Source organism: Cetobacterium somerae, from assembly GCF_022430525.1.
In the GTDB taxonomy this organism is placed as follows: Bacteria; Fusobacteriota; Fusobacteriia; order Fusobacteriales; family Fusobacteriaceae; genus Cetobacterium_A.
On sequence record NZ_CP092521.1, the window covers coordinates 98,063 to 121,046 of the forward strand.

At 26.7% G+C, this 22,984-nt stretch carries 27 protein-coding genes, 4 tRNA genes, 1 pseudogene and 1 riboswitch; of the genes and pseudogenes, 19 read left to right on the forward strand and 13 right to left on the reverse strand.

Features of this window, described 5'->3' with window-relative positions:
• Nucleotides 1-72: 72 nt before the first annotated feature.
• A pseudogene (locus MKD34_RS14170) lies at nt 73-360 on the reverse strand (transposase).
• A 686-nt stretch (nt 361-1,046) separates the two neighbouring features.
• Here MKD34_RS14170 and MKD34_RS12820 point away from each other — a divergent pair.
• The 4 genes from MKD34_RS12820 to MKD34_RS12830 all read left to right on the forward strand — a co-directional run bounded on the left by MKD34_RS12820 (nt 1,047) and on the right by MKD34_RS12830 (nt 5,072).
• Entirely contained in the window at nt 1,047-2,825 is a 1,779-nt protein-coding gene (locus tag MKD34_RS12820; RefSeq protein ID WP_240221640.1) for a replication initiation protein, read from the forward strand.
• Between the two features lie 296 nt (nt 2,826-3,121).
• Nucleotides 3,122-3,253, forward strand: a complete 132-nt coding sequence (locus MKD34_RS14110; protein WP_023051805.1) for a hypothetical protein — start codon at nt 3,122-3,124, stop codon at nt 3,251-3,253.
• 10 nt (nt 3,254-3,263) lie between these two features.
• Complete coding sequence (locus MKD34_RS12825; protein WP_240221642.1) at nt 3,264-4,355, forward strand: ParA family protein; 1,092 nt, start codon at nt 3,264-3,266, stop codon at nt 4,353-4,355.
• 84 nt (nt 4,356-4,439) lie between these two features.
• A complete protein-coding gene (locus tag MKD34_RS12830; RefSeq protein ID WP_240221644.1) occupies nt 4,440-5,072 on the forward strand; it encodes a hypothetical protein in 633 nt (210 codons plus the stop codon).
• A 104-nt stretch (nt 5,073-5,176) separates the two neighbouring features.
• Here the strand turns inward: MKD34_RS12830 and MKD34_RS12835 are convergent, their stop codons facing one another.
• Complete coding sequence (locus MKD34_RS12835) at nt 5,177-5,374, reverse strand: YwbE family protein (RefSeq protein ID WP_240221646.1); 198 nt, start codon at nt 5,372-5,374, stop codon at nt 5,177-5,179.
• Nucleotides 5,375-5,537: 163 nt separating this feature from the next.
• On the opposite strand from MKD34_RS12835, the gene MKD34_RS12840 reads away from it, so the two are divergent.
• The 4 genes from MKD34_RS12840 to MKD34_RS12855 all read left to right on the forward strand — a co-directional run bounded on the left by MKD34_RS12840 (nt 5,538) and on the right by MKD34_RS12855 (nt 5,898).
• Nucleotides 5,538-5,625: transfer RNA gene (locus MKD34_RS12840), tRNA-Leu, on the forward strand.
• Nucleotides 5,626-5,637: 12 nt separating this feature from the next.
• Nucleotides 5,638-5,713 (forward strand) — tRNA-Met (locus tag MKD34_RS12845).
• A gap of 28 nt (nt 5,714-5,741) precedes the next feature.
• Nucleotides 5,742-5,817: transfer RNA gene (locus tag MKD34_RS12850), tRNA-Lys, on the forward strand.
• A 6-nt stretch (nt 5,818-5,823) separates the two neighbouring features.
• A tRNA-Glu gene (locus MKD34_RS12855) sits at nt 5,824-5,898 on the forward strand.
• Nucleotides 5,899-5,990: 92 nt separating this feature from the next.
• Here the strand turns inward: MKD34_RS12855 and MKD34_RS12860 are convergent.
• From MKD34_RS12860 to MKD34_RS12870, 3 genes are read right to left on the reverse strand one after another with little or no spacing between them, the layout of a single operon-like run.
• Nucleotides 5,991-6,542 carry a YbhB/YbcL family Raf kinase inhibitor-like protein gene (locus tag MKD34_RS12860; protein WP_240221648.1) on the reverse strand — a complete coding sequence of 184 codons (552 nt, stop codon included), beginning with the start codon at nt 6,540-6,542 and terminating at the stop codon, nt 5,991-5,993.
• A 43-nt stretch (nt 6,543-6,585) separates the two neighbouring features.
• Nucleotides 6,586-6,918, reverse strand: a complete 333-nt coding sequence (locus tag MKD34_RS12865) for a winged helix-turn-helix transcriptional regulator (RefSeq protein ID WP_240221650.1) — start codon at nt 6,916-6,918, stop codon at nt 6,586-6,588.
• A 33-nt stretch (nt 6,919-6,951) separates the two neighbouring features.
• Nucleotides 6,952-7,266, reverse strand: a complete 315-nt coding sequence (locus tag MKD34_RS12870; protein ID WP_240221652.1) for an FMN-binding protein — start codon at nt 7,264-7,266, stop codon at nt 6,952-6,954.
• A 175-nt stretch (nt 7,267-7,441) separates the two neighbouring features.
• Between MKD34_RS12870 and MKD34_RS12875 the strand changes: the two genes are divergently transcribed.
• From MKD34_RS12875 to MKD34_RS12895, 5 genes are all read left to right on the forward strand, one after another.
• Nucleotides 7,442-8,083, forward strand: coding sequence for a peroxiredoxin-like family protein (locus tag MKD34_RS12875; RefSeq protein WP_240221654.1), 642 nt, complete (start codon nt 7,442-7,444; stop codon nt 8,081-8,083).
• Nucleotides 8,084-8,120: 37 nt separating this feature from the next.
• Entirely contained in the window at nt 8,121-8,375 is a 255-nt protein-coding gene (locus MKD34_RS12880; RefSeq protein WP_240221656.1) for a glutaredoxin family protein, read from the forward strand.
• Between the two features lie 128 nt (nt 8,376-8,503).
• Nucleotides 8,504-9,028: a GNAT family N-acetyltransferase gene (locus MKD34_RS12885; RefSeq protein WP_240221658.1), complete on the forward strand. Its 525-nt coding sequence runs from the start codon at nt 8,504-8,506 to the stop codon at nt 9,026-9,028.
• On the forward strand, nt 9,018-9,482 hold the full coding sequence (locus MKD34_RS12890) for a YbaK/EbsC family protein (protein ID WP_240221660.1): 465 nt from the start codon (nt 9,018-9,020) through the stop codon (nt 9,480-9,482). Before MKD34_RS12885 ends, MKD34_RS12890 begins: the two co-directional genes overlap by 11 nt.
• The gene (locus MKD34_RS12895) at nt 9,470-10,015 is read left to right on the forward strand and encodes a GNAT family N-acetyltransferase (protein WP_240221662.1); all 546 of its coding nucleotides are present in this window, start codon (nt 9,470-9,472) and stop codon (nt 10,013-10,015) included. Before MKD34_RS12890 ends, MKD34_RS12895 begins: the two co-directional genes overlap by 13 nt.
• Nucleotides 10,016-10,061: 46 nt before the next feature.
• On the opposite strand, the gene MKD34_RS12900 is transcribed toward MKD34_RS12895, so the two are convergent.
• Nucleotides 10,062-11,468, reverse strand: a complete 1,407-nt coding sequence (locus tag MKD34_RS12900; protein ID WP_240221664.1) for an ABC transporter substrate-binding protein — start codon at nt 11,466-11,468, stop codon at nt 10,062-10,064.
• A gap of 370 nt (nt 11,469-11,838) precedes the next feature.
• On the opposite strand from MKD34_RS12900, the gene MKD34_RS12905 reads away from it, so the two are divergent.
• Nucleotides 11,839-12,060: a hypothetical protein gene (locus MKD34_RS12905; RefSeq protein WP_240221666.1), complete on the forward strand. Its 222-nt coding sequence runs from the start codon at nt 11,839-11,841 to the stop codon at nt 12,058-12,060.
• A 57-nt stretch (nt 12,061-12,117) separates the two neighbouring features.
• Here the strand turns inward: MKD34_RS12905 and MKD34_RS12910 are convergent, their stop codons facing one another.
• A complete protein-coding gene (locus tag MKD34_RS12910) occupies nt 12,118-12,318 on the reverse strand; it encodes a cold-shock protein (RefSeq protein WP_023052431.1) in 201 nt (66 codons plus the stop codon).
• Between the two features lie 256 nt (nt 12,319-12,574).
• The gene (gene add / locus MKD34_RS12915; protein WP_240221668.1) at nt 12,575-13,579 is read right to left on the reverse strand and encodes an adenosine deaminase; all 1,005 of its coding nucleotides are present in this window, start codon (nt 13,577-13,579) and stop codon (nt 12,575-12,577) included.
• 67 nt (nt 13,580-13,646) lie between these two features.
• Nucleotides 13,647-13,746, reverse strand: a riboswitch (purine riboswitch).
• Nucleotides 13,747-13,919: 173 nt separating this feature from the next.
• Here add and MKD34_RS12920 point away from each other — a divergent pair.
• A complete protein-coding gene (locus tag MKD34_RS12920; protein ID WP_240221670.1) occupies nt 13,920-14,399 on the forward strand; it encodes a DUF1971 domain-containing protein in 480 nt (159 codons plus the stop codon).
• A gap of 139 nt (nt 14,400-14,538) precedes the next feature.
• Here MKD34_RS12920 and MKD34_RS12925 read toward each other — a convergent pair whose 3' ends face one another.
• Together MKD34_RS12925 and arsB are read right to left on the reverse strand one after the other, a co-directional pair.
• A complete protein-coding gene (locus tag MKD34_RS12925) occupies nt 14,539-14,925 on the reverse strand; it encodes an arsenate-mycothiol transferase ArsC (protein ID WP_240221672.1) in 387 nt (128 codons plus the stop codon).
• A 14-nt stretch (nt 14,926-14,939) separates the two neighbouring features.
• Entirely contained in the window at nt 14,940-15,992 is a 1,053-nt protein-coding gene (gene arsB / locus MKD34_RS12930) for an ACR3 family arsenite efflux transporter (RefSeq protein WP_240221674.1), read from the reverse strand.
• A gap of 184 nt (nt 15,993-16,176) precedes the next feature.
• Between arsB and MKD34_RS12935 the strand changes: the two genes are divergently transcribed.
• The gene (locus tag MKD34_RS12935) at nt 16,177-17,163 is read left to right on the forward strand and encodes a permease (RefSeq protein WP_240221676.1); all 987 of its coding nucleotides are present in this window, start codon (nt 16,177-16,179) and stop codon (nt 17,161-17,163) included.
• 15 nt (nt 17,164-17,178) lie between these two features.
• Nucleotides 17,179-17,415 (forward strand): thioredoxin family protein, encoded by a 237-nt coding sequence (locus tag MKD34_RS12940; RefSeq protein ID WP_240221678.1) that lies wholly within the window; start codon nt 17,179-17,181, stop codon nt 17,413-17,415.
• A 48-nt stretch (nt 17,416-17,463) separates the two neighbouring features.
• Here the strand turns inward: MKD34_RS12940 and MKD34_RS12945 are convergent, their stop codons facing one another.
• Nucleotides 17,464-17,802 carry an ArsR/SmtB family transcription factor gene (locus MKD34_RS12945; RefSeq protein ID WP_240221680.1) on the reverse strand — a complete coding sequence of 113 codons (339 nt, stop codon included), beginning with the start codon at nt 17,800-17,802 and terminating at the stop codon, nt 17,464-17,466.
• Between the two features lie 22 nt (nt 17,803-17,824).
• Nucleotides 17,825-18,535 (reverse strand): trehalose operon repressor, encoded by a 711-nt coding sequence (treR, locus tag MKD34_RS12950; protein ID WP_266187790.1) that lies wholly within the window; start codon nt 18,533-18,535, stop codon nt 17,825-17,827.
• A gap of 173 nt (nt 18,536-18,708) precedes the next feature.
• Between treR and treP the strand changes: the two genes are divergently transcribed.
• Nucleotides 18,709-20,127 carry a PTS system trehalose-specific EIIBC component gene (gene treP / locus MKD34_RS12955; protein ID WP_240221682.1) on the forward strand — a complete coding sequence of 473 codons (1,419 nt, stop codon included), beginning with the start codon at nt 18,709-18,711 and terminating at the stop codon, nt 20,125-20,127.
• A gap of 32 nt (nt 20,128-20,159) precedes the next feature.
• A complete protein-coding gene (gene treC, locus MKD34_RS12960; RefSeq protein ID WP_240221684.1) occupies nt 20,160-21,830 on the forward strand; it encodes an alpha,alpha-phosphotrehalase in 1,671 nt (556 codons plus the stop codon).
• Nucleotides 21,831-21,859: 29 nt separating this feature from the next.
• On the opposite strand, the gene MKD34_RS12965 is transcribed toward treC, so the two are convergent.
• A complete protein-coding gene (locus MKD34_RS12965; RefSeq protein ID WP_240221686.1) occupies nt 21,860-22,789 on the reverse strand; it encodes a 2-dehydropantoate 2-reductase in 930 nt (309 codons plus the stop codon).
• Nucleotides 22,790-22,984 lie beyond the last annotated feature (195 nt).

The following is a 22,984-nucleotide window of genomic DNA, read 5'->3' on the forward strand; positions in this document are numbered from 1 at the left end:
AACCGATGATTAAGTAAATTTAATACCCCCCAAAAATTTATTTAAATCTTTTTATTTTAACACTCCCCCGTGTTATAAAAACCTTCCTTTTCCCCAAAAGGAAGGTTTTTTATTTTTATATCTTCTAGAATATAGCCCAAATCTTCTAATTATTTTAAAGTTTTTAGGTGGAATATGTGCTAATAATCTTCCAATGAATTGAGTCATGGAAAGAGTTAGAAATATTTTCTTTGGAGAGTCAAGTTTTTGATATCAAAATGTAATAGAGGAGTCCGTAATATCAGTAATCCTATATTCAGCTATTGTAGGGTGCGTGAGATATCGTCCAATATATTTAGTAATTTCAAAAACATTATTAATTTTTTTATCAGATTTTACATAGAATCCATCGTTTTATTTACGATAACACAAAGAAATTTTATTTTTTATATAGAAAAATTTGTTTTAAAAATAAATTTAAACCAAGAATTTTTGCTTTTAAAAAGCTTAGTTTTCTTGGATTTTTTATTTTTTGTTAATTAATAAAATATTATATATTTTTTAAGTTACCCTCATTAATAAGTGTTTATTTTTATCAAAATATTAGAAAATTAGAAAAATTACATTGTTTATAGTTGTTTATATTGTTATATATTGTTTATATTGTTATGTACAAAAAAAAATATAAAAAAAGCTTGTTTAAGCATTGATTTTATTATGAAAAGTAATGTTTTTATTACCACGTATTACTGGGGACTTGTTGCACGCATTAATGAGGGTGTTTACACGCATTAATGAGGGTACTTACACGTATTAGTGAGGGTACTTACACGTATTAGTGAGGGTTTTTTAAAATTTAAACGTATTACTGGGGGTAATTTATTCATTTATTATATTTGCACGCATTAGTGAGGTATATTTTATAAGAAAAAATGACTGTTTTTAAGAATAATTTATATATTTTTATAAGAAATTATGTTAAAATATATAAAAAATTGAATGATTTTCTAGATAACCCCCATTATTAAGTGTAAAAAAATTTAGATTATTTTTAAGGAGATAAATTAATGAGTAAGTGGTATGAAGAGGAAGTTATAGATACACCAGAAACAGAGATAGTAGAAGAAAATATCTATGTAGATGAAGATTTTATTAAAAATAAATCCTTAGTTCGTGTTGATATGAACGTTATACAATATCCACTTTTTTCTAAAAATACAAGAAGAAAAGTAAATCAAATTGTAAAATATTATTTTAATAAAAATCGTGATACATATATAAATGTTACACCAAAAGCAGGAGATTATATACCTGGAGAATTAGAAGAAAAAGTTTTTATAGCCTTAATGAAAGTTATGAAAAATAAAGGTATGCCAAGAAGATTTATTGTAACAGCAGCAGAGCTAAAAAAAGAACTAAAGCTAACAACTAAAGATTATGTAAAAAGGATTAAAGAAAGTTTATCAAGATTAGCAACTTCTAACTATAACTTTAAAAATACAATGTATTCTTCTGTGAATAAATCAATCTTAACTCAAGATATTGAAACAACAATTCTATCACTAAAAACAATTAGACTTGATGATAGAAAAAATAAAACTCTTAAAGATCAGATCAGTGATAACAGAATAAAAGAAGTTTATGAAATATCCGTATCAGATCATTTTTACAATAATATAATGACAAAAGGTTATATGGTTTATAATTCTGATATTTTATTAGATATAGATACCAGTACGGCTCGTACAATTTATATGTTAATAGAAAAGCTTAGATATCATGAGCTTTACTTAAGAATAGACACACTTTTTTTAATAAAAAGAATTCCATTAAAGTTTAATCCTAAAAATCCACATAATACTATAAAAATTTTAGAAAATAATTTAAACGAATTAAAAATAAAAAATTTAATTAAAGAGTTTAATTTTGTAAAAGATAGTACTTGGGAAAAATCAGAGATAGAGATACATTTTTATGAAGATTCAGCTGAAGAAAAACAAGAGAGATTTTTCGATGATTTTAATGATTTTAAAAATATTTCTACTCAATTAACAATATCTGCAACAGAGCACGATACATTAACTGAAAACGAAAAAGAACAATTGGAAAAAACAATTATAACTAAAGAGTTGATAGAAGAATTATTTAATAAGTTACCAAATATAGCTAAAAAATTGAAATCTATGCCAAAAACTATAGCAGATAGTATTGAAAAATATGGAGAAGAAAAAGTAAGAGGAACAATAGCTTATTTAAATAAGCAAAAAAAATTAACTAGTCCAAGAGCATTTTTCTTAAAAGCTTTAGAAAATGATTGGGCAGGAGATATTATTATAGAAAAAACTAAAAAAGAAAATTTATCTCAAGAAAAAATTGAAATAAGAAAAGATGAAGTAATTGATGAAAAATTTCTTCAATTAGAAGCTTCTTTTGAGTTATTAACTCAAGAAGAAAAAGATGAGATAGAAAAAAATGCATTTAAAAATTATATAAAAATATGTGGAATGAACACTAAAATACAGAAAATGGCTTTTAATGCTGGAAAAAAAAGAATAATTTTAAACTATTTAAATGAAATAGATTATTTTAATTGTAACTCTTCACCAGAATTAGAGGTAATAGAAATAGAAGAAAAAAATAAAAGCTATTCAGAGCCTTTAACTAAAGAATTTTTATCATTAGCAAAAGATTATATAAATAATGTGTTAATAATGCTAGAAGGAGATTTCTCTAAAGAGGAGTTACTAAGATTGAAAATGAGATTAACAAAGGAAGTATTAGCAGGGAATATTCAAACTATAGATGATGTTCAAAATAAAGTTGAGGAAATTTTATTAGGAAAATAATTTAATAAGTAATTTTAAGATAAATAAAAAGCACTTTTTCATTAGTTGAAAAAAGTGCTTTTTTTATAAAAAAAAGAGATTATCTTAAGATAAATCCCTTCTACTCGCGGACAAATTATAACATTAAAAATATTTAAAATCAATAAAAGTGAGAAAAAAATATTTTTTAGGCTTGACATAACACAATAAAAGAAGTATTATTTTATTAAAGTAAAATATAGAAAATTTTAATGTAAAGTCCTTTCTACTCGCAATAGAAAATTCATTAAATTTTTCTAAAATTTAGGAGGATAATAATGAAAATAAACTATCGTGAAAATTTGATAACAGTAACATTAAATTTAAATGGAGCAAAGATATCTTTAGAAGGAAAAAATTCAGATGAAATTGAAAAAGCTCTTAAAAATTTAAAATTATTGTTAAGTTAAGGAGTTAAGAATGATAAAAAAATTATCGTTTTCATATAAAAAAGATGGAAGATTAAATGGGTGTAGATTAAATTTATCTAAAGACATTTTAAATTTTTTATCTATAACTGAGGAAAACAATAACATTATTTTTGAATATAAAAATGATGAAATTATTTTAAAATATGGAAAAACTTTAGTAGAGCAAGAGCAAAAAACGGAAAATGGAAAAATTCTTTTATTAATAAAAAATTATAAAGTTAAATTTGATAAAGTAGGAAAATATAAGTCACCAAAATTAGTAATTCCGTTGCCTATTATAAATAGTTTAGGCTTAACGGAAGAGAAAAAAGATGTTGTAATTACACTATTAGATGACGCTGTGAGTATAAAGCCAAATGTGGAGGGAAAAGTGGATAGAAAAGGAAAAGTATATACAATAAAAGTTAATAAAGGTGGAGTAGGAAAAACTTTTTTAACAGTTCAATTATCAGTTGGACTATCATTAATTGGGAAAAAAGTATTAATTTTAACATCAGATTCTCAAAATAATGTGTTAGACTATACAGCTCCACAAGAACATAAACCTATTTTTGATAGTGGTTTAAAAGCTTTTGTAAAAGGTGAAGATGGAGATATTGTAAGAATAAGAGAAAATGTTGATTTTATTCCACTTGAGGATTCTAAATTTTCTACAACATTTTTAAATAATCTTCCTAAATTTATAGAAAAAATGAAGACAGAATATGATTTTGTTTTAATTGACAGTATTCCAACTATGAAATTGGATACAATATTTGTAGAGTGTTCAGATAAAGTTATTATTCCTTGTTTCTGCGATAGAGTTACAGTTGAAGGAGTTATAAATGTAGTAGAAGAAGCTGGTATTGATAAGATATTTTCGATAATAGTTAATAAATATAGGAATACAACAAATCAAAATAAATATTTAGATGATTTAAAAAATGTTTTAGGACAAACAACAATACTTCTTCCTGAGCCAATAAAAGAGTTATCGCAAATTGAGACTCTTTTAGAAAAAGGAAAAAGTATTTGGGAAACAAATTCAAAAGGATTACAAGAAGTTCAGGATAGTTTAATAGAAGTTATAAAAGGGATGTAACACATGTGTTACAAGAATAAAATTTGTGTTACAGTGTTATATTAAAAATTAAGTTTGCTTAAATTATACAATGAGGGGTGTTCAATGGGAGCAATAGATAGATTGAGAAGAGCTACTGAAGGAGCTAGCAAAGAAGTCATTGAAAAAGAGAAGAGAAGTGAAGCACTAGAAATAATAAAAAATGTAGCTAAAATAGAATTTTGTGAAACTAAAGAGGAAAATGAGTTTTTAGAAGTAAAAACTAAAGAGATTTTAAATTTACAAGCTAATGCTTCAATTCAACTTGGAAAGATTTTTAAAGAAGTTTCAGAAAAAATACAAGAGGAGATGACATATTGTCAATGGTTAGAATTAGTTGGTTTTAATAGAATGACAGCTTTGAGACATAGAAGAAGATTTGAACTATTTGAGAATACTAGTACTGACACGGCAAAAGAAATTGTAGGATCTTTAACTTTCAGAGAGATAGAAAAAATTTATAAAAATTTAGAAGAAAATTTAACATATTTAAACACATCAAATAGTGTGATTGAGTTTAAAATGTTTTTAAAAGCAGAAAATTCAATTAAGAGTGAAGAGATTAGAAAAGAGATTGGAGTAAATATAAATTTTGAGATTTTTAATAATATAAAAGAAAAAATTCAGTATGTTGATGATAAAAGAAAAGAAGAGATAGAAAAATTATTATTAAAAATAGAAAAATTATTAAAAGGTTAAAAATTTAGATGTTTATATATTAATTTTTAAAATCAAGAAAAATAATTAAAATATAATTGAAAAGACCACAGATTAAGAGCTTTTTTAATCTGCGGTCTTTATTTTTAAATAGTTTTGATTTGTTGGATTCTACCAACAGTTCCATCTTGAAGTCTAACTTTTATTCCGTGAGGGTGTGTGCTCGAGTTTGTAAGAATATCTTTAACAACTCCTTCAGTAAGTTTTCCAGTTCGTTGGTCTTCTTTTTTTACTATCATAACTCTTAATCCTGCTTTAATATCTTTTCTATTTTTTCCTGTCATATTATTCTCCTTAAAAATAATTAAATTCTTATGTATATTATATATCAAGAAACAGAAAAATAAATAAAATATTTAAATTAAATAAAAAATATAGTTGACTTTTTTTAAAAAATACGGTATAATAATTTTGTTCGTGAGAGAAATGTAAGTTTCTAACTAGGACGCCTGGGTGGCGGAATAGGTAGACGCACAGGACTTAAAATCCTGAGCTATCTGATAGCGTGCCGGTTCGATTCCGGCCCCAGGCACCATTAATGTAATATCGCGGGATAGAGCAGTTGGCAGCTCGTCGGGCTCATAACCCGAAGGTCGTTGGTTCGAGTCCAGCTCCCGCCACCAAAAATTAAATAAAAAACTAACAAGATATGCGTCATTAGCTCAGATGGTAGAGCACACGACTTTTAATCGTGTTGTCACTGGTTCGAGCCCAGTATGACGCACCATCACCTGCCCCGTTCGTTCAGTGGTAAGGACAATAGATTTTCACTCTATAAACAGGGGTTCGATTCCCCTACGGGGTACCAATACGAACTTTGAAAGATGTAGAAATACATCTTTTTTTTATAAAATTAAAAAGATGAAGTACGCATATATTTATTGCATACTTCATCTTTCTTTATTTTTTATATTTAGCGTTTAATGTAACTTTATCTAGAATATGATCATTCATCTTAGCATAAAGTTCATTTAAATAAAATCCAGGTTGTAAATTGATCTCTTTGTCTAGAGCGTAGATAGTAATGTTATAAGTATGATCTGTATCTGGTGGTGCAGGACCTCCAAAATGTGAGGCATCACTTTTATTTAATCCTCCTATAGAAGAGATCCAGCTATTAACACCTTGAATTATCTCTTTATTTTCTAAGCTAGCATTTTCTTGAAGTTTAGTAGTTGTTTTAGGAATAATTGCAATCCAATGTATCCAAGAAAATCCTGTAACAGGAATAGCATCAAAATCTTCCATAACTAAAGCATAACTTTTAGTATTTTTAGGAGCATTTTTCCATTCTAAAGGAAAAGATAAACTAGGCATACCATTTAGATTTTGAGCTCCATGTTTACCATATTTTTCTTTTATATATCCATTTTCTATACCATTGCTTTCTAAAGTAAATCCAAAAGCTGAAATAGATAAAGCACTTAATGTTAATAAAATATTTTTTTTCATAATAGATTCCTCCTAAGTTTTAATTCAACTTAAGAATAACACACTATTTATCATCTGTTAATAACTCACTTTTTTGTAAGTATTTAATTCCTAACTCTTGAAATTTTGCAAAAGTAGGAATTAGCTCTTTTCCAAACTCAGTTAATCTATATTCAGTATGTTTTGGATAAACATTATATTCAATTTTTTCTAAAAGTCCATTTTCAATCATATCATTTAAATGTTGGATCAACATTTTTTCATTACAACCAATAATATCTTTTTTTAAATCAGTTAGACGTTGATTTCCTAAACGCATTCTCCATAAAATAATAGGGGTCCATTTTCCTCTTAAGATAAAGAAAACAGCTTCTAAAGGACAAGTTATTTCTCTCATTTATTCACCTTTTGATTTGAAATTATTTTTACTTTATTTGGTATTTTCAAGAGCAGCTTTTAAAGCCTTTTTAAAAACATCAGATGTATATGTGGCTCCAGCAACTGAATCTATATCTGCTGAATTTTTAATTTTTGCTTCTTCTATTAATTTAGGAAGTACTTTTTTCGAAATACTTTTCTTTGTATTATCTTCTAAAAGTTCAATATTTTTAATTTTACCATTTGAATCTTTTTCTAGTTTTAATTTAATTTCGTATCCATATTTATCATCTTTACCAACTCCAATAGATTCACTACTAAAAGTTACAGTTGAAATTAAAAAACTAAAGATTAATATTTTTTTCATAATAAATACCCCTTTTAAACATGATTATCTTTTAGAATATCATAAAGCTACATAATTTGTAAACTAATTACTTCTAGGTAACTGGTAACAAAATAGTAACTAATTGTTTTTATACTTATCTTATATTATTCTTAAAGTATAAGAAAGTCCAATTAAAAATTTAGAGAGGTGATTAATGGTGAATGTTCTTGAAAAAAAATTATCAGAAAGAAGAGAGTCAGCTAAAAATAGGATAAGTCCAGAAATATTATCTAAAATGTTAGAAGCTACTCAAAGTTTAAAAAATAGTGAATTAGAAAAAGAGGCATTTAATATTGGAGATAAAATAGAAGATATGATTTTATTAAATAATTTAGGAGACAAAGTGTCTATAATGGAAGTTTTAGGAAAACAACCAGCAATTATAAGTTTTTATAGAGGAACTTGGTGTCCATATTGTAATTTAGAATTATCTACATACAATAAGTTATTAAAGGATAAAAATAAAATTAAAATGATAGCAATCTCTCCAGAAAGACCAGAGAGTTCTATTAATGTTGAAAATCTCAACTTTGAAGTTCTTTCAGATATTGATAATAAGTTTGCTAAAAAATTAAATCTGACATTTGATATAACTGAAACAATTGAAAGTATCTATGATGGATTTGGAATTAACTTAGAAAAATCTCAAGGCAAGAAAAGTAGAATTCTTCCAATTCCTGCAACTTATATAGTAGATTCATCAGGAGTTATTGTGTATGCCTATATAGATGCTGATTATACAAAAAGGGCAGAACCAAAAGATGTTATAGATAAGTATTTAGAACTTATAAAATAAAAATTTAATGTCATACAGTGACGATGGAGGAAAAATTATGAAAATTATATTATTCACATTACCAACTTGTAAGTATTGTATACCGGCTAAAGAATTATTAAAGGATAGAAAAGATATCAAAATCATTGATTTAGAGTCTCACGAGGAATTAGCTATAAAATATGGAATTAGATCTGTTCCAACTTTAATAGAAGAAAGATGTAATGAATTTAAGTCATATGTAGGATTAGATCAAATTCAAGAGTTTATTAAGAAAAATACTTGTTCTAAACCATGTTGTAAAGATAATTAATTTAATGTAAATATATTAGAGAGGAATTAAAATCCTCTCTATTTTATTAGTTGAAAATTAAGTAAAAAAAATTTATACTAATATTAGTATAAATTTTTCAATAGTAAGAAATTATGTAAGGAGATATTGTGATAAGAAAAGCAAAAAAAATAGATATTACAAAAATTATGGAAATTATAACAGCGACAATAAGTGAGATGAAGTTATATAATAATACTCAGTGGGATGAAACATATCCACAAGCGATAAATTTTTCAAAAGATATAGAGGCTGGAGATCTATATGTAGATGAGCTAAATAATGAAATAAGAGGATTTGTTTGTGTAAATTATGTTGAACCTACTGAATATAATTGTATCAATTGGCAATCTTTGGAAAAAGCTATGGTTGTTCATAGAATGGCAGTGAATTCAAATTTTAGAAATCAAGGAGTGGGAATCTCTTTGTTAAAATTTTCTGAAGAGTTAGCATTAAAAAATGGAGTTTCATATTTAAAAACAGATACATATTCAATAAATGATAAGATGAACTCTCTTTTTAAAAAATTTGGTTTCAGATTAGCTGGGGAGATGGAGTTTTTAGGAAAAGAGAAACCGTTTTATTGCTATGATAAAATAATAAAAAATATAGAGGAGGAGATTGATGGCAATTGAAAAGGTTAAAGAATATTTTAAGGGATTTGGAATTGAAAATAGAATTCAAGAGTTTGAGGTATCTAGTGCTACGGTGGAGTTAGCAGCAGAAGCCTTACAGTGTGAACCGTGTAGAATAGCAAAGACGCTATCTTTTGTCATTAATGATAATCCTATTTTAATTGTGACTGCGGGGGATACAAAAATTGATAATTCAAAATACAAAGAGCAGTTTAAATCAAAAGCTAAGATGCTTAAATTTGATGAAGTATTAGAAATTATTGGACATGAAGTTGGAGGAGTTTGTCCATTTGGAGTTAATGAAAATGTAGATATTTATTTAGATAGTTCTTTAAAAAGATTTAAAACTGTATTTCCAGCTTGTGGAAGTAGTAACAGTGCGATTGAATTAACAATAGAGGAAATAGAAAAATATACACCTTTTATTTCGTGGGTTGATGTATGCAAAAAATAGATGTTAGAGATAAAATAGTTAGTGAAAGATTAAACTTTCGAGAGATTACTGAGGAGGATTTTCATTTAATATTTAATATTTTAAAAGATAAAGAAATTATGTATGCATGGGGTCATGGATTTTCTGAAGATGAAACTCAAGAGTGGATTAAAAAAAATAGAATTCGTTATAAAAGTGAGGGGTATAGTTATTTTTTTGTTACAGAAAAGAAAACAGGAAATTTTATTGGACTCATTGGACCTTTGATAGAAAATATTGATGGTAAAAAATATATAGGAGTAGCTTATATATTGGATAAAAAGTATTGGGGATTTGGTTATGCTACAGAAGCAGTAAAGGCGTGTATAAAGTATTCCTTTGACATTCTAAAAGCAAATAAAGTAATTGCTGAAATTAGACCAGAAAATGTTAACTCTTGTAAAGTGGCTGAAAGAGCTGGGATGAAGGTTGAGGGAAAATTTGTAAAAGTTTATAAAGGGGAAAATATGTTACATTTAATTTATAGTATTTTAAAAGAAAATAGAAATAAATAAGAGAAAACTTATGTCATCTCTTATTTATTTTTGAAAAATTTAAAATCTAATTTTTAAAATTTAATTGAGAAAAATTATAAAGTCCTCTTTCGTCACCTTTAAATCCTGCAATATTATTTGTAATACCAACAGAGTAATTAGGATAATACAATGGTAAAATAGCATAATCTTCATATAATTTCTCGGCAGATTTTTTTAGATAGTCTTCTCTTTTCTCTAAATCATAAGTTCTAGAAAGCTCTAGAAGAGAATCGAACTCTTTATTACTATATAGTGTCCTTCTGCCTGCTTCAGGAGCATTTTGAGAGTGAAACAAAGGATATAGTACTCCTTCAGCATCGAAAGTTCCATTAACCCATCCACCAAGAAGAAGATCGTGCTCTCCTTTAGCAGAAGAATCTAAATACTTAGCCCAATCTAAAATTATAATTTCAGATTCAATTCCAACCTCTTTTAAATTAGCTTGGATTATTTGAGCATTTGTTTTTCTGGTTCCAACGTCATTTAAAATAATTTTTAAGGTACGATTTATTTCAACATCTTCTACTTCTATTTCTTTCGTGTTAGGAGAAAAACCATATGAATTTTTAGGAATCATAGACGTTGCAATAGTTCCACTTCCTTCTAAAGAAGTAGCTATTAAATCTGCTTTATTTATTGCTTTGGATATTTTTGCTCTTTCTTCTAAAGTTAATTTTTCATTATTAAACCAAACCATTTCTGTAGTTACAGAGGGAGTTTCAATAACTTGTATTCCTTTACTTTTTACTAACTCTTTATCAATAGGAGGAACATTGGTGTTGATTTGAATTTCCTCGGCCTCTAAAGCCATTGTTCTAGCATTATCTTCAGGAATAGCTCTAAATATGATTTTATTTTTCCCAGGATTTTTAGAATAATTATTTGGTGATAATTCAATAGTATCAATATCTTCTTTATCCAATTTGAAAGAACCAGTTCCAACTAATCCTTTATTAGTTTCTTTTAAAAGAACAATCATTGGATATGTCATATTATTTAAAATTGAAGGTGTGGCAACTTTAAAAGTAATTACAACTTTATTTCTATTTATTTTTATAGTGTCAATATTTCCAGTTAGAAATTTACATCCAGGATGAGTTAAAGTTCTCTCAAGACTATTTTTAAAATCTTCAATAGTAACAGAATCTCCATTGGAAAATTTTAAATCTTTTTTTGGAGTAAGTTCTAAAGTATCGTTTATAAAGATGTATTCATCAAGTATATTAGACTTTAATTCTTTATTTTCATAGTATAAAAATGTTTCAAAAATTTGATTAGTAACAAGTAATGAAGGAATATCATTAGATACCATAGGATCTAGTTTTTTTATTCTAGATGGCGTTCCGATTATAATATTTTTTTCCTTTTCTTTTTCGCAACCTACTAATGCTAAACTTCCTAATAAAATTCCAGACAAAATAATTTTTTTCATGTTAATATTCCTCCACATTTAAATTTATTGTATAAAAATAAAAAAGCTTGAGAGAATCTCCCAAGCAACGTGTTGTTAACATATTTCTTCGGGAGATCTCATTTAAGTAAATCAAAATGAGTTCGTCCCAAAATTAAAAAATTAATTTTTGGTATCAACTCCCAAAGGCATCATATTCATCATTGTAGTTTTCATTGTTATTTTAAACATAGTAACCACTCCTATAAAATATTTTTGTATACTTTATCATAAAAAAATATGTTTTCAAGTTTTTTATTAAAAAAATTAGAAAATATATTTTATACTGACATACTCATGTAACAAATTTATATTATTATAAACTATATAATTTAAATAAGGATGTGATTTTATGTTTTTAGTTTTAATAGTTTTACTTATATTTTTAATTGTTGATAGAAGAGAATGTTGTGGAAGAAGTGATGACAATAAAAGAGGTAAATCTTATAATTTAATTTCAAAATTAACTGTTATTGGATTAATTGTTTGTATAGTTTATTTTTTAATAGGGAGATTTTTTTACTCAAATTTATTTATGATGAGGGGATTGAATAGTTTTTTAATTGGATGTTAGGTGAGAAAATAAAAAAAATCCCTTATAGAAATTTCTATAAGGGATTGTAAAATTCAATTACTTTGCAGAAACAATGTTCTCAGCTTGTAATCCTCTGTCACCTTTAACAACATCGAATTCTACTTCTTCGTTTTCTTTTAAAGACTTGAATCCGTCTTTTTTGATTTGAGAGAAGTGTGCGAATACATCTTTCCCATCCTCACCAGTGATAAATCCAAATCCTTTTTCTTCGTTAAACCATTTTACTGTACCTTTCATTTAAGTACCTCCGTTATTTTTAATTGTTAGTAACTATTTACCCAATCAATATTATTATAAAGAAGTACTCGTTAAAATAGTTCCTTAAAAATCTTTATCTACTTGTGTTATTTCCTTACTACAAAATTAGTATAACATATAATTTTCAAAAAGTAAACATTTTATTTTAAAATATTTTATTATGTTTATTTTCTTTATGTTTTTAATTAACTATATTTTAAAAATGAACAGAGACTTAATAGGTTAATATCGTTGATTAATCTAGCTCTTTTAGTAAATTTTTTAATTTTTCTTTAGTTTGACAATCTGTGAAAGCTGCGTCAACACTATTAAAATAAATATTTTTATAAGTATCTAAATCAATTTCAAAATTTTCTTTTATAACATGACACTCGTTAGTTAAAGTTGTGTTTGACACAGTTCTATTATCTGTGTTTATTGTAACTTTAATTCCATCCCTATGAAAGTCTAAAATTGGATGAATATCAAATGATTCGATAGCTTTAGTTTGAACGTTGCTAGTTGGACACATCTCTAGAAAAATATTTTTTTCTTTTACTAGTTCATAAGCTTCTTTACAATTTTTAATATGAATTCCATGTCCAATTCTTTCTGCTCCAAGAGTTTGAATTGCATCTAAAACATTTTCACCGATTCCAGTTTCACCAGCATGAATTGTAATGTTGTATCCATATTCTTTTCCCAATGAAAATGGATGAATGAACTTCTCACAAAATCCTCTCTCTTCACTAGAACAAAGATCGATTGCTACAACTCCATCTCCTAAATATTTTTTTCCAACTTCAATAACATCATAAATTGTCTCAGCAGGCATATGTCTTAAAAATGATAGAATTAAATTCCCTTTTATATCATAATTTTTCTCGCCATCTTTTATTCCCTCTAAAACACTTTGAATGATCTCTTCAGGAGATAGTCCTTTATCAGTATGTAGTAATGGAGCAAATCTAATTTCTATATATTTTATATTTTCTTTTGCTGAATCCTCCATTAACTCATATGCAACTCTTTTTAAGCTTTCCTTTGATTGCATAATAGCTACAGGAACTTGGAATCTTTGTAAATATTCGTTTAAAGATGTACATTCCATAGGGGCAATTAAAATATTTTTTATTGTTTCAATATTGGAAGTGGGTAGGTCGACACCCTCTGTTTTTGCTAATTCAATTATTGTTTCAGGTCTTACACTTCCATCTAAATGACAGTGTAATTCTATTTTAGGTAACTTTTTAAAGTTCATACATCCTCCTCTAAAATTTAAATTTTATAAATAAAAAAATCCCACTCACAAAGAAAATATGACATGATATGTGACATATTTTCTTCGTAAGCAGGAATTAAGGTTCCACGGTAGATACCCCTATACCAAATTAATAGGGTTATACGAAGGGTTTTTATATAATTTGTTCCGTATATTATATAATATAAATTATTTATATGTCAATAAAAAAATATTTAAACTATTCAAAAAATTTAGAATGAAATATTTTATTATAAGATATTACAAGGAAAAAATATTTTTTTCTTGTACATTTAATTGTCTTAAAATTTTAATTTTTTAATTAAAAGGATGTGATTTTATGAAATGTAACTGTGAAAAAGAAAAAATAGATTTAAAAAGACTAAATCCAGATATTGAAGGGGATGCTAGTGAAGTTATTGAAGAGGAGATACAGGAAACAATTGAAGATGACAAGTTGGCAGATGTAAAACTTTATGATAATTTAATTTTCCCAGAGGGATTGGAAAAAGTTGGAGAAACACCGTGGATGAATGAACAAAATGTTTTCCCCGATATTTTGAAAAAACATATGGCTCCAAAGGATAAGTTAGGTTACCTTATTGTAAAAAAAGGTGAGCTTGAGTTTGTATGGGAAGATGAAAAAGAAAAAGTCTATACAGTAGATGCAAAACATCCTCTTATTATTTATCCAGAAAGATACCATCACGTTATTTTAAGAGGGCCAGTGGAATTTAAAATAAAATTTTATAAATTTGATGTAGATAGAGTTAAAGATATGAGTGCTCTTAGACCAGGAGAGGAATTTATAAAAAAATAAAAAATAAAAGAGACAGCTTTAATTTTAAATTAAAGTTGTCTCTTTCTATATAAAATTTAATAATCCCCACACATAATATACCATATTTATATATAACTTTACAATTACTAAATAAAATTTTTATATTTAAATGAAAAAATTATTTAGAGATTGATTTTATGAATTCTTTAACTTTTTTTTCTAGAAGATCCACTACAATTTCTTTCTCTTCAAAAGTTTTCGCAGGGTATTTATCCATATCGAAATCAATAGTTTCTTTGGCAGGAACAAATGGACACTCTACAGCACATCCCATTTTAACAAGATAATCAATATTTTCTGGAAGGCTATCTAGAGAATGAGGTCTATATCCATCCATAGAAAGTCCTCTTGCTTCCATAATTCTAGCACCTTCTACATTTACTTTATCTGCAGGGTTTGTACCAGCACTAACTATTATAAAATCATTTGTTAATTCCTTTGCAAATCTCTCACAAATTATACTTTTAAAAGAATTTCCTTTACATACAAAAGCGATTGTTTTCATTTTTATGATTCCTCCTAAATTTTTATTATTTTCTTTTCTTTACAGTTTTCTATAAAATATCCTCTTGTTCTATTAGATATATTAACTAATATAAGCATAACAGGTACTTCAACAAGAACTCCAACTACTGTAGCTAAAGTTGCTCCAGAATTTAACCCAAATAAAGATATTGCTACAGCTACGGCAAGTTCAAAGAAATTACTTGCTCCAATCATTCCTGCAGGTGAAGCAATCTCATGAGGTAGCTTCCAAATTTTAGCCCATCCATATGCAAAGAAGAATATAAAGAATGTTTGGATTGTTAATGGAATAGATATAAGTAATATATCCATTGGATTATCGATTATTTTTCTTCCTTGGAAAGAGAAAATAATTGTCAGTGTTAAAAGTAAACCAGCTATAGTTATTTTATCAAACTTTTTAAGAAATATCTCTTTAAAGTAATTGATTCCTTTAGTTTTAATAATGTAGTGTCTAGAAACTATTCCTAAAATTAAAGGAATAACAACAAATAACACAACAGAAAGAATCAAAGTATCATAAGGAACAATAACATTATTTATTCCCAATAACAATGCTACTATTGGTACAAATCCAATAAGTAAAATTAGGTCGTTAACTGCTACTTGAACTAATGTGTATGCAGGATTACCTTTTGTAAGCTGACTCCAAACAAAAACCATAGCAGTGCATGGAGCTGCTCCTAAAAGTACTGCTCCTGCAATATATTCATCAGCTAAATTAAGTGGTATTAAATTTTTAAAAATTACTTTAAAGAATAAAACTGATATTAAATACATTGTAAAAGGCTTAACTAACCAGTTAGTTACACAAGTTACTGTTAGTCCTTTTGTATTTTTAGTTGCATTAATAATCGATGTAAAATCTATTTTTAACATCATTGGATAGATCATTAACCAGATTAAAATTGCAACAGGTATAGAAACGTTCGAATATTCAAAAAGCGAAAGTGTCTCAGGTACTGCAGGTATAAAAACTCCAATAGCCACACCTAAAACTATACATATTCCTACCCAAATAGATAGATATTTTTCAAAAAATCCCATTTTTCCTCCTTTAATTAAAAATTTTATATGAGTATACGCTCATATGTTAACATAAGCTAGCGACTTTGTAAATAACAATATTAAAAAAATCTAATTTAGTTTTTTCTAATATTATTTTTGACAACGCTAAAATTATATGATATAACAATATTAGAAATTTCTAATATACTTTGAGGAGGATTTTATGAGATTCATTGAAGATTTTTTTTTAAAAATGCTATGGCTTAATAATATGGCTGGTTATTTAGTTTCAAAATTTTTTAATATATCTCTAGATACAAAGCTTGGAGGAGCTCTACAGTTTTTTATCTATGACACAATTAAGATTTTTATTTTATTAGGTGTATTAATATTTGGAATTAGTTATATCCAAAGTTTTTTCCCACCAGAAAGAACGAAAAAACTTTTAGGAAGATTCAATGGAATAACTGGAAATACTTTAGCAGCTCTTTTAGGAACAATTACACCTTTTTGCTCATGTTCTAGTATTCCTTTATTCATTGGATTTACGTCTGCAGGATTACCAATTGGGGTTACTTTTTCATTTTTAATATCATCTCCTTTAGTTGATATTGCTTCTTTATTATTAATTAGCTCTTTCTTTGGATTCAAAATAGCTTTTATATATGTTATTGTGGGAATAATCCTTGCAGTTATTGGTGGAGTTATAATAGATAAGATGAATATGACAAAATATGTAGAACCATTTGTTTTAAATGTACAAAATGTAGATGTTGAAATTGGAGAAATGAATCATAGAGATAGATTTTTATTTGCCAAAAATCAAGTGAAAGATATTTTTAAAAAAGTTTGGCTACCTATTTTAATTGGAGTTGGAGCTGGAGCACTTATTCATAATGTTATACCAACAAAAATTATTGAAACTCTTTTAGGGAAAGACAATCCCTTTGCAGTTTTATTAGCAACTTTAGTAGGAGTTCCTATGTATGCTGATATTTTTGGAACTTTACCTATAGCTGAAGCCCTTTATCTAAAAGGTGTTGGAATTGGAACTATTCTAGCTTTAATGATGTCTGTTACAGCGTTATCTTTTCCATCAATGGTTATGTTAAGTAAAATCATAAAATTTAAGTTATTAGCTTTGTATGTTGGATTAGTTACTACTGGGATTTTAATTATAGGATATTTATTTAATTTTATTAACATATAAAATAGGAGGAATAAAATGGAAATTAAAGTATTAGGTGGATGTTGCAAAAGTTGTGATGTATTATTAGATTATGTTAATGAGGTATTAGTTGAACTAGATAAGAAAGCAAATGTTGAAAAAATAACTGATTTTGTTGAAATTGCAAAGTTAGGAGTTTTAAAAACTCCTGGAATTGTTATTGATGGAAAAGTTATATTTTCTGGACGGATGGCTGACAAAAAAGAAGTTAAAGAAATTTTATCTAAATATTAATTTTTTACAAAAAGAGTCTCAACTTAATATAAATTGAGACTCTTTTTTCTAATCTAAACAATGGTTTTTAGTTTTTAAAAATTCTATAAAACTGTTTTTATCTTCTAAAAATATACGATCTTCTAAAGAGTCTAAAATATCAGTAATAAAACTATTTTTTTCTAGTAATTCTAAGTTTAAACTATAATAAGACCATTTTCCCTTTTTTTCACAAATTATTAACTTATCTTTTCTTAGTTTGGTAATATGTCTAGAAGCATTTGATTGATTTAAATCTAGAATTTTTTCTAAATCACAATTACAAGATTTTCCAAATTCTTTTAAAATTTTTAAAATTCTTAATCTATTTAAATCTCCTAGAGATTTAAGTATTTCTAAAATCTCCATTATTCCTCCTTTTAAATATATACTATCTTTTGGCATAACTACTGAAAACAAATTTATCACTTCTATGATGAGACTCAGTGTATTCAAAAAGAGTTCCATTATCTAAGTAAGCAAAGTTTTTAACAATGGCTACAAGATTATTTCCTCTTAAATCTAAATATTTCTTATCCTCTTCACTAGGTGGTTCAACAGAGATTATTTTTTGAGCTCCATTTATTTTAATTCCTTTTTTATTTTCTAAAAATTCATATATAGAATCCATAGCAATTGAAGCAGTTAATCCTTCAACAACCTCTTTTAAGAAATAGTTATCATCTAAAATAACTTTTTCGCCACTAATTTCCCGTACTCTAATAACATGATAAATAGTTTCACCAATAGGAAAATGAGTTTTTTTATTTAGTTCCTCATTAATAATTAGAGTTTCAAAAATTGGAATGGATGTTTTATATTTTAAACTATTTTTTAAAGAAGCTTCTTTAAAACTTTCAGTTCCACCTAATAAAAAATTAACAGGAATTTTTTTCATTACAAAAACTCCCTTCCCGTGAACTGAGCTTAAAAGTCCATCACTTGCCAAAAGATCAATAGCTTTCCGAACTGTATTTCTACTAACTGAAAAAATATCCTTTAATTGATTTTCAGATGGAATTTTTTCTTCAGGTGGATAAGTTCCATTATTTATATTTTCCTTAATAAAGTTATAGATTTCTAAATATCTGCTTTTAGCCATTTTTTCTCCTAAATATATATTAACTGATTTTATTAAATATATTATATCAGAAAAAAAAAATTATACAAAGAAACAAACTTGTTTAAACAAGTTATTGACAAAATAACAAAAACTTTATATGATATGTTCAATAAAAGATTGAAAAGTTTTTTTAAAAACATTGGAGGGTAAAAATGGGTAAATACGAAAAAGAAGCTAAAGAAATATTAGATTTAATCGGTGGAAAAAATAATCTAATTAGCGCAACTCACTGTGTTACTAGACTTAGACTAGTTTTAGAAAATGAGAGTTTAGTAAAAAAAGTAGAGCTAGAAAATAGTTCTTTAGTAAAAGGTTGTTTTTCAGCATCTGGACAATTTCAAATAATAATTGGAAATCAAGTTAAAGATTTATATAAAGATTTTGTTATAATTGCAGGAATTTCAGAGGCAACTAAAGAGGAAACAAAAGTTGCTGCTAATGAAAAAATGGGAAGATTACAAAAAATTGTAGGTGGATTTGCAGAAATATTTACACCACTTCTTCCAGTTATTATTGCAGGTGGATTAATATTAGGATTCAGAAATATAATTGGGGATTTAGCAATATTTGGAGATGGAAGCCAAACTTTAACAAGTTTAAACCCTAAATTAGCAGAACTTCATAGTTTTTTATGGATTTTAGGTGAAGCTATATTCCATTTTTTACCAGTAGGAGTAACATGGTCTACAGTAAAAAAATATGGAGGAACAGAGATTTTAGGAATTGTTTTAGGAATAACATTAGTTTCTCCACAGCTTATGAATGCTTATGGATATGCCACAGCTCAAGCTATAGGAACAATACCTTTTTGGGATTTTGGATTTATAACTATTGAAAAAGTGGGATACCAAGCTCAAGTTATTCCAGCTATGTTAGCGGGAATTTTTATGGCAAAAATGGAACTTTTTTTAAGAAAATATCTTTCTGAAATTTTAAAAATGATACTACTGCCATTTCTAGTTTTATTTACAACTGTTGCTGTTTCATATTTAGTTATTGGTCCAGTATCTCGTGAGCTAGGAAATTATATTGCAGTAATATTTAATATTTTACTAACTGGTCCTTTTAGAGTATTTGGTTCAATACTTTTTGGAATGCTTTATGCTCCATTAGTTATAACAGGTGTTCATCATACATTCTTAGCTGTAGATTTACAGTTGATTGCTCAAGGTGGAACAATGATTTGGCCAATGATAGCTTTAAGCAACATAGCTCAAGGATCAGCAGCTGTAACAATTATGTTTTTAAATAGAAAGGATGAAAAATTAAAATCTTTGTCTCTATCGTCAGCAATTTCAGCTTGGTTAGGAGTTACTGAACCAGCTATGTTTGGAGTAAATTTAAGATTTATGTATCCTTTTTATGGAGCATTAATTGGTTCTGCACTTGCAGCTATTTATTCAACTTTAACAGGAGTTTTAGCAAACTCAATAGGAATAGGTGGACTTCCAGCATTTTTAGCTATTCAGCCTAAATTTTGGATAAACTACATTATAGCTATGGCTATAGCTTTTGTTGTACCAATTATAGCTACTTATTTATTGAGTAAAGGAAGATTTGAAAAAAAATAAAATTATAAATTTAAAATAAAGTGAGGAAAATTATGTTAGAAAAAGATTGGTGGAAAAGTGCCACAGTTTATCAGATATATCCGAAAAGTTTTTGTGATAGTAATGGTGATGGAATAGGAGATATTAGAGGAATTATAAGTAAACTAGATTATTTAAAAAATTTAGGTGTGGATGTAGTTTGGACAACTCCTATGTATGTCTCACCAATGATGGATAACGGATATGACATAGCTGATTACTATAATATTGACCCAATATTTGGAACTATGGAAGACTTTCATCTATTATTAAATGAGATGCATAAAAAAGGAATAAAATTAATAATGGATATGGTTATTAATCATACTTCTACAGAGCACTTTTGGTTTAAAGAAGCTTTAAAAGGACCAGAAAATAAATATCACAACTACTATATTTGGAAAGAGGGAACACCCAATAAAGCTCCTAATAACTGGGCTTCAAAATTTGGTGGAAATGCTTGGAAATATGTGGAATCCTTAGGAAAATATTATTTACATTTATTCGATGTAACTCAAGCTGATCTTAATTGGGAGAATCCAGAATTAAGAGCTGATATTTATAAAATGATAAATTTTTGGCTAGAAAAAGGTGTAGATGGATTTAGACTAGATGTAATAAATTTAATTTCAAAAAATCAAAATTTTCCAGATGATAACTATGAGACTGCTACATCAGATGGAAGAAAATTTTATACAGACGGACCTAAAGTTCATGAATATTTAAAAGAATTAACAGCTAATACTTTTGGAAAATATCCAGGAAGCTTAACTGTGGGAGAGATGTCATCAACAACGATTTTCCATTGTGTAGAGTATACAAAGCCAGAAAATAAAGAGTTATCTATGGTATTTAATTTTCATCATTTAAAAGTGGATTATCCAAATGGAGAAAAATGGGCTTTAGGAGATATGGATTTTAAATCTTTAAAGGAAATATTTTTCAAATGGCAAGTGGGAATAGAAAATGGAGATGGATGGAGTGCAGTATTTTGGTGTAATCATGACCAGCCAAGAATTGTTTCTAGATTTGGAAATGAAAAATATTTAAAAGAGTCTGGAAAAATGCTGGGAACAGCAATTCACATGTTAAGAGGAACCCCATATATTTATCAAGGTGAGGAGATTACAATGACTAATCCTCATTTTGAAAATATTAATGAATATAGAGATGTAGAAGCTCTAAATAATTATAAACTACTTCTTGAAAAAGGAAAAACTATTGATGAAGCTATAGAAATTCTAGGACAAAAATCTAGAGATAATAGCAGAACTCCAGTTCAGTGGGATGATAACGAAAATGCAGGTTTTACTAAAGGAACTCCATGGATAGGTGTGTCTAAAAATTATTCATCAATAAATGTTAAAAATAACTTAAAAGATAAAGACTCGGTTTTTTATCACTATAAAAAATTGATAGAATTAAGAAAAGAGTATAAAGTTATTTCTCATGGAGATTTTATTCCCATGTATGAGGAGAGTCCACAAGTATTTGGGTATATGCGTAAATTTGAAGATGAAAAACTTTTGGTTATAAATAATTTTTATGAAAATGAAATAGAAATTGAAATTCCAGAGATATTTGTTGGAAAAAATATTTTAATAAAAAATTACAATGATATATTATTAAATGGAAAAAAAATAAAACTGAGAGCTTATGAATCAGTTGTAATTTATTCATCTTAAAAAAAGAACCTCATTTTTGAGGTTCTTTTCTATTTAATAAGTAACTCTTCTTTAGAATGTATAAGCATTGTTAAAAGATCATTATATGGAGTTGAGATATCAAATTCTTTTCCTTTTTTTGAAATATAACCGTTGATATAGTCAATCTCTGTAAGTCGATGATTTTGTATTAAATCTTGATGCATAGATGGAAAGTGTTCTCCAGCTTCATTAGGATCATAGGTTTGTTCAACATTTTTTATAATTTCATCAATATTTAAAAAGATATTATATTTATTAGCTATTTGTGAAAACTCCTGAATTATTTTTGTAATAATTTTTTTAGAGTTTTTAAGTTGACCAAACTCTTCAATATTACAGTCTAGAATGGTACAAGTACTATTTAACACACCATTGATACAAGCTTTTTTCCAAATTGAAAGAACAACATTTTTACTATAAACTGCATTAAGATTTGCATTATTTAAAGTTTGACATATTTTTTTTGCAGTATCTTCCATAGTTGGGTCTAAATTTTGAATCTCCAAGTTTCCACTTCCTGTTAGCTTAACATGTCCAGGACCAATAAGTTCCGATGTCCATAAAGTAACTCCCATAAATATATTTTTCATATCTACAAACTCAGATATTGTTTCACTATGGCCTAATCCATTTAATAAGCAAAGAACTTTTGTATTTTTTCCAATTATTTTATTAATACTTTTTAGCATTGACTTTAATCCCATTGATTTAGTGAATAAAATTATCAATTCTGGAATTTCTATTGCCTCTTCAGGAAGAAAAATAGGAATTTTAATTGAATTTAATTTGTTATTCTCTTCAATTAAAAGTCCATTTTTATTTATTATATTAACATGTTCTTTCCAAGTGTCAACTAAAAACACATCATTTCCAGATTGTTGTAACATATATCCAAATCTTGAGCCCATAGCTCCAGCTCCAATTATTGCAATTTTCATATCTAATTATCTCCTTTGTTTCTATAATTAATATTTTGTTATGTATATTTGATTTTATCATAAAAAATTTTAAAAAAACTTGATTAAAATCAATATTATGTATATTTTTTTTAAGTACTTTAAAGATAATACAAATTTAAAAAGAAATATGTTAAAATTTTGTATGACTTAGTTAGAAAAGTTATTTGAAAGGAA

Coding starts and splice junctions, on each gene's coding strand:
- MKD34_RS12820 (WP_240221640.1), top strand. CDS start 1,047: ATGAGTAAGTGGTATGAAGAGGAAGTTATAGATACACCAGAAACAGAG.
- MKD34_RS14110 (WP_023051805.1), top strand. CDS start 3,122: ATGAAAATAAACTATCGTGAAAATTTGATAACAGTAACATTAAATTTA.
- MKD34_RS12825 (WP_240221642.1), top strand. CDS start 3,264: ATGATAAAAAAATTATCGTTTTCATATAAAAAAGATGGAAGATTAAAT.
- MKD34_RS12830 (WP_240221644.1), top strand. CDS start 4,440: ATGGGAGCAATAGATAGATTGAGAAGAGCTACTGAAGGAGCTAGCAAA.
- MKD34_RS12835 (WP_240221646.1), bottom strand. CDS start 5,374: ATGACAGGAAAAAATAGAAAAGATATTAAAGCAGGATTAAGAGTTATG.
- MKD34_RS12860 (WP_240221648.1), bottom strand. CDS start 6,542: ATGAAAAAAAATATTTTATTAACATTAAGTGCTTTATCTATTTCAGCT.
- MKD34_RS12865 (WP_240221650.1), bottom strand. CDS start 6,918: ATGAGAGAAATAACTTGTCCTTTAGAAGCTGTTTTCTTTATCTTAAGA.
- MKD34_RS12870 (WP_240221652.1), bottom strand. CDS start 7,266: ATGAAAAAAATATTAATCTTTAGTTTTTTAATTTCAACTGTAACTTTT.
- MKD34_RS12875 (WP_240221654.1), top strand. CDS start 7,442: ATGGTGAATGTTCTTGAAAAAAAATTATCAGAAAGAAGAGAGTCAGCT.
- MKD34_RS12880 (WP_240221656.1), top strand. CDS start 8,121: ATGAAAATTATATTATTCACATTACCAACTTGTAAGTATTGTATACCG.
- MKD34_RS12890 (WP_240221660.1), top strand. CDS start 9,018: ATGGCAATTGAAAAGGTTAAAGAATATTTTAAGGGATTTGGAATTGAA.
- MKD34_RS12895 (WP_240221662.1), top strand. CDS start 9,470: ATGCAAAAAATAGATGTTAGAGATAAAATAGTTAGTGAAAGATTAAAC.
- MKD34_RS12900 (WP_240221664.1), bottom strand. CDS start 11,468: ATGAAAAAAATTATTTTGTCTGGAATTTTATTAGGAAGTTTAGCATTA.
- MKD34_RS12905 (WP_240221666.1), top strand. CDS start 11,839: ATGTTTTTAGTTTTAATAGTTTTACTTATATTTTTAATTGTTGATAGA.
- MKD34_RS12910 (WP_023052431.1), bottom strand. CDS start 12,318: ATGAAAGGTACAGTAAAATGGTTTAACGAAGAAAAAGGATTTGGATTT.
- add (WP_240221668.1), bottom strand. CDS start 13,579: ATGAACTTTAAAAAGTTACCTAAAATAGAATTACACTGTCATTTAGAT.
- MKD34_RS12920 (WP_240221670.1), top strand. CDS start 13,920: ATGAAATGTAACTGTGAAAAAGAAAAAATAGATTTAAAAAGACTAAAT.
- MKD34_RS12925 (WP_240221672.1), bottom strand. CDS start 14,925: ATGAAAACAATCGCTTTTGTATGTAAAGGAAATTCTTTTAAAAGTATA.
- arsB (WP_240221674.1), bottom strand. CDS start 15,992: ATGGGATTTTTTGAAAAATATCTATCTATTTGGGTAGGAATATGTATA.
- MKD34_RS12935 (WP_240221676.1), top strand. CDS start 16,177: ATGAGATTCATTGAAGATTTTTTTTTAAAAATGCTATGGCTTAATAAT.
- MKD34_RS12940 (WP_240221678.1), top strand. CDS start 17,179: ATGGAAATTAAAGTATTAGGTGGATGTTGCAAAAGTTGTGATGTATTA.
- MKD34_RS12945 (WP_240221680.1), bottom strand. CDS start 17,802: ATGGAGATTTTAGAAATACTTAAATCTCTAGGAGATTTAAATAGATTA.
- treR (WP_266187790.1), bottom strand. CDS start 18,535: ATGGCTAAAAGCAGATATTTAGAAATCTATAACTTTATTAAGGAAAAT.
- treP (WP_240221682.1), top strand. CDS start 18,709: ATGGGTAAATACGAAAAAGAAGCTAAAGAAATATTAGATTTAATCGGT.
- treC (WP_240221684.1), top strand. CDS start 20,160: ATGTTAGAAAAAGATTGGTGGAAAAGTGCCACAGTTTATCAGATATAT.
- MKD34_RS12965 (WP_240221686.1), bottom strand. CDS start 22,789: ATGAAAATTGCAATAATTGGAGCTGGAGCTATGGGCTCAAGATTTGGA.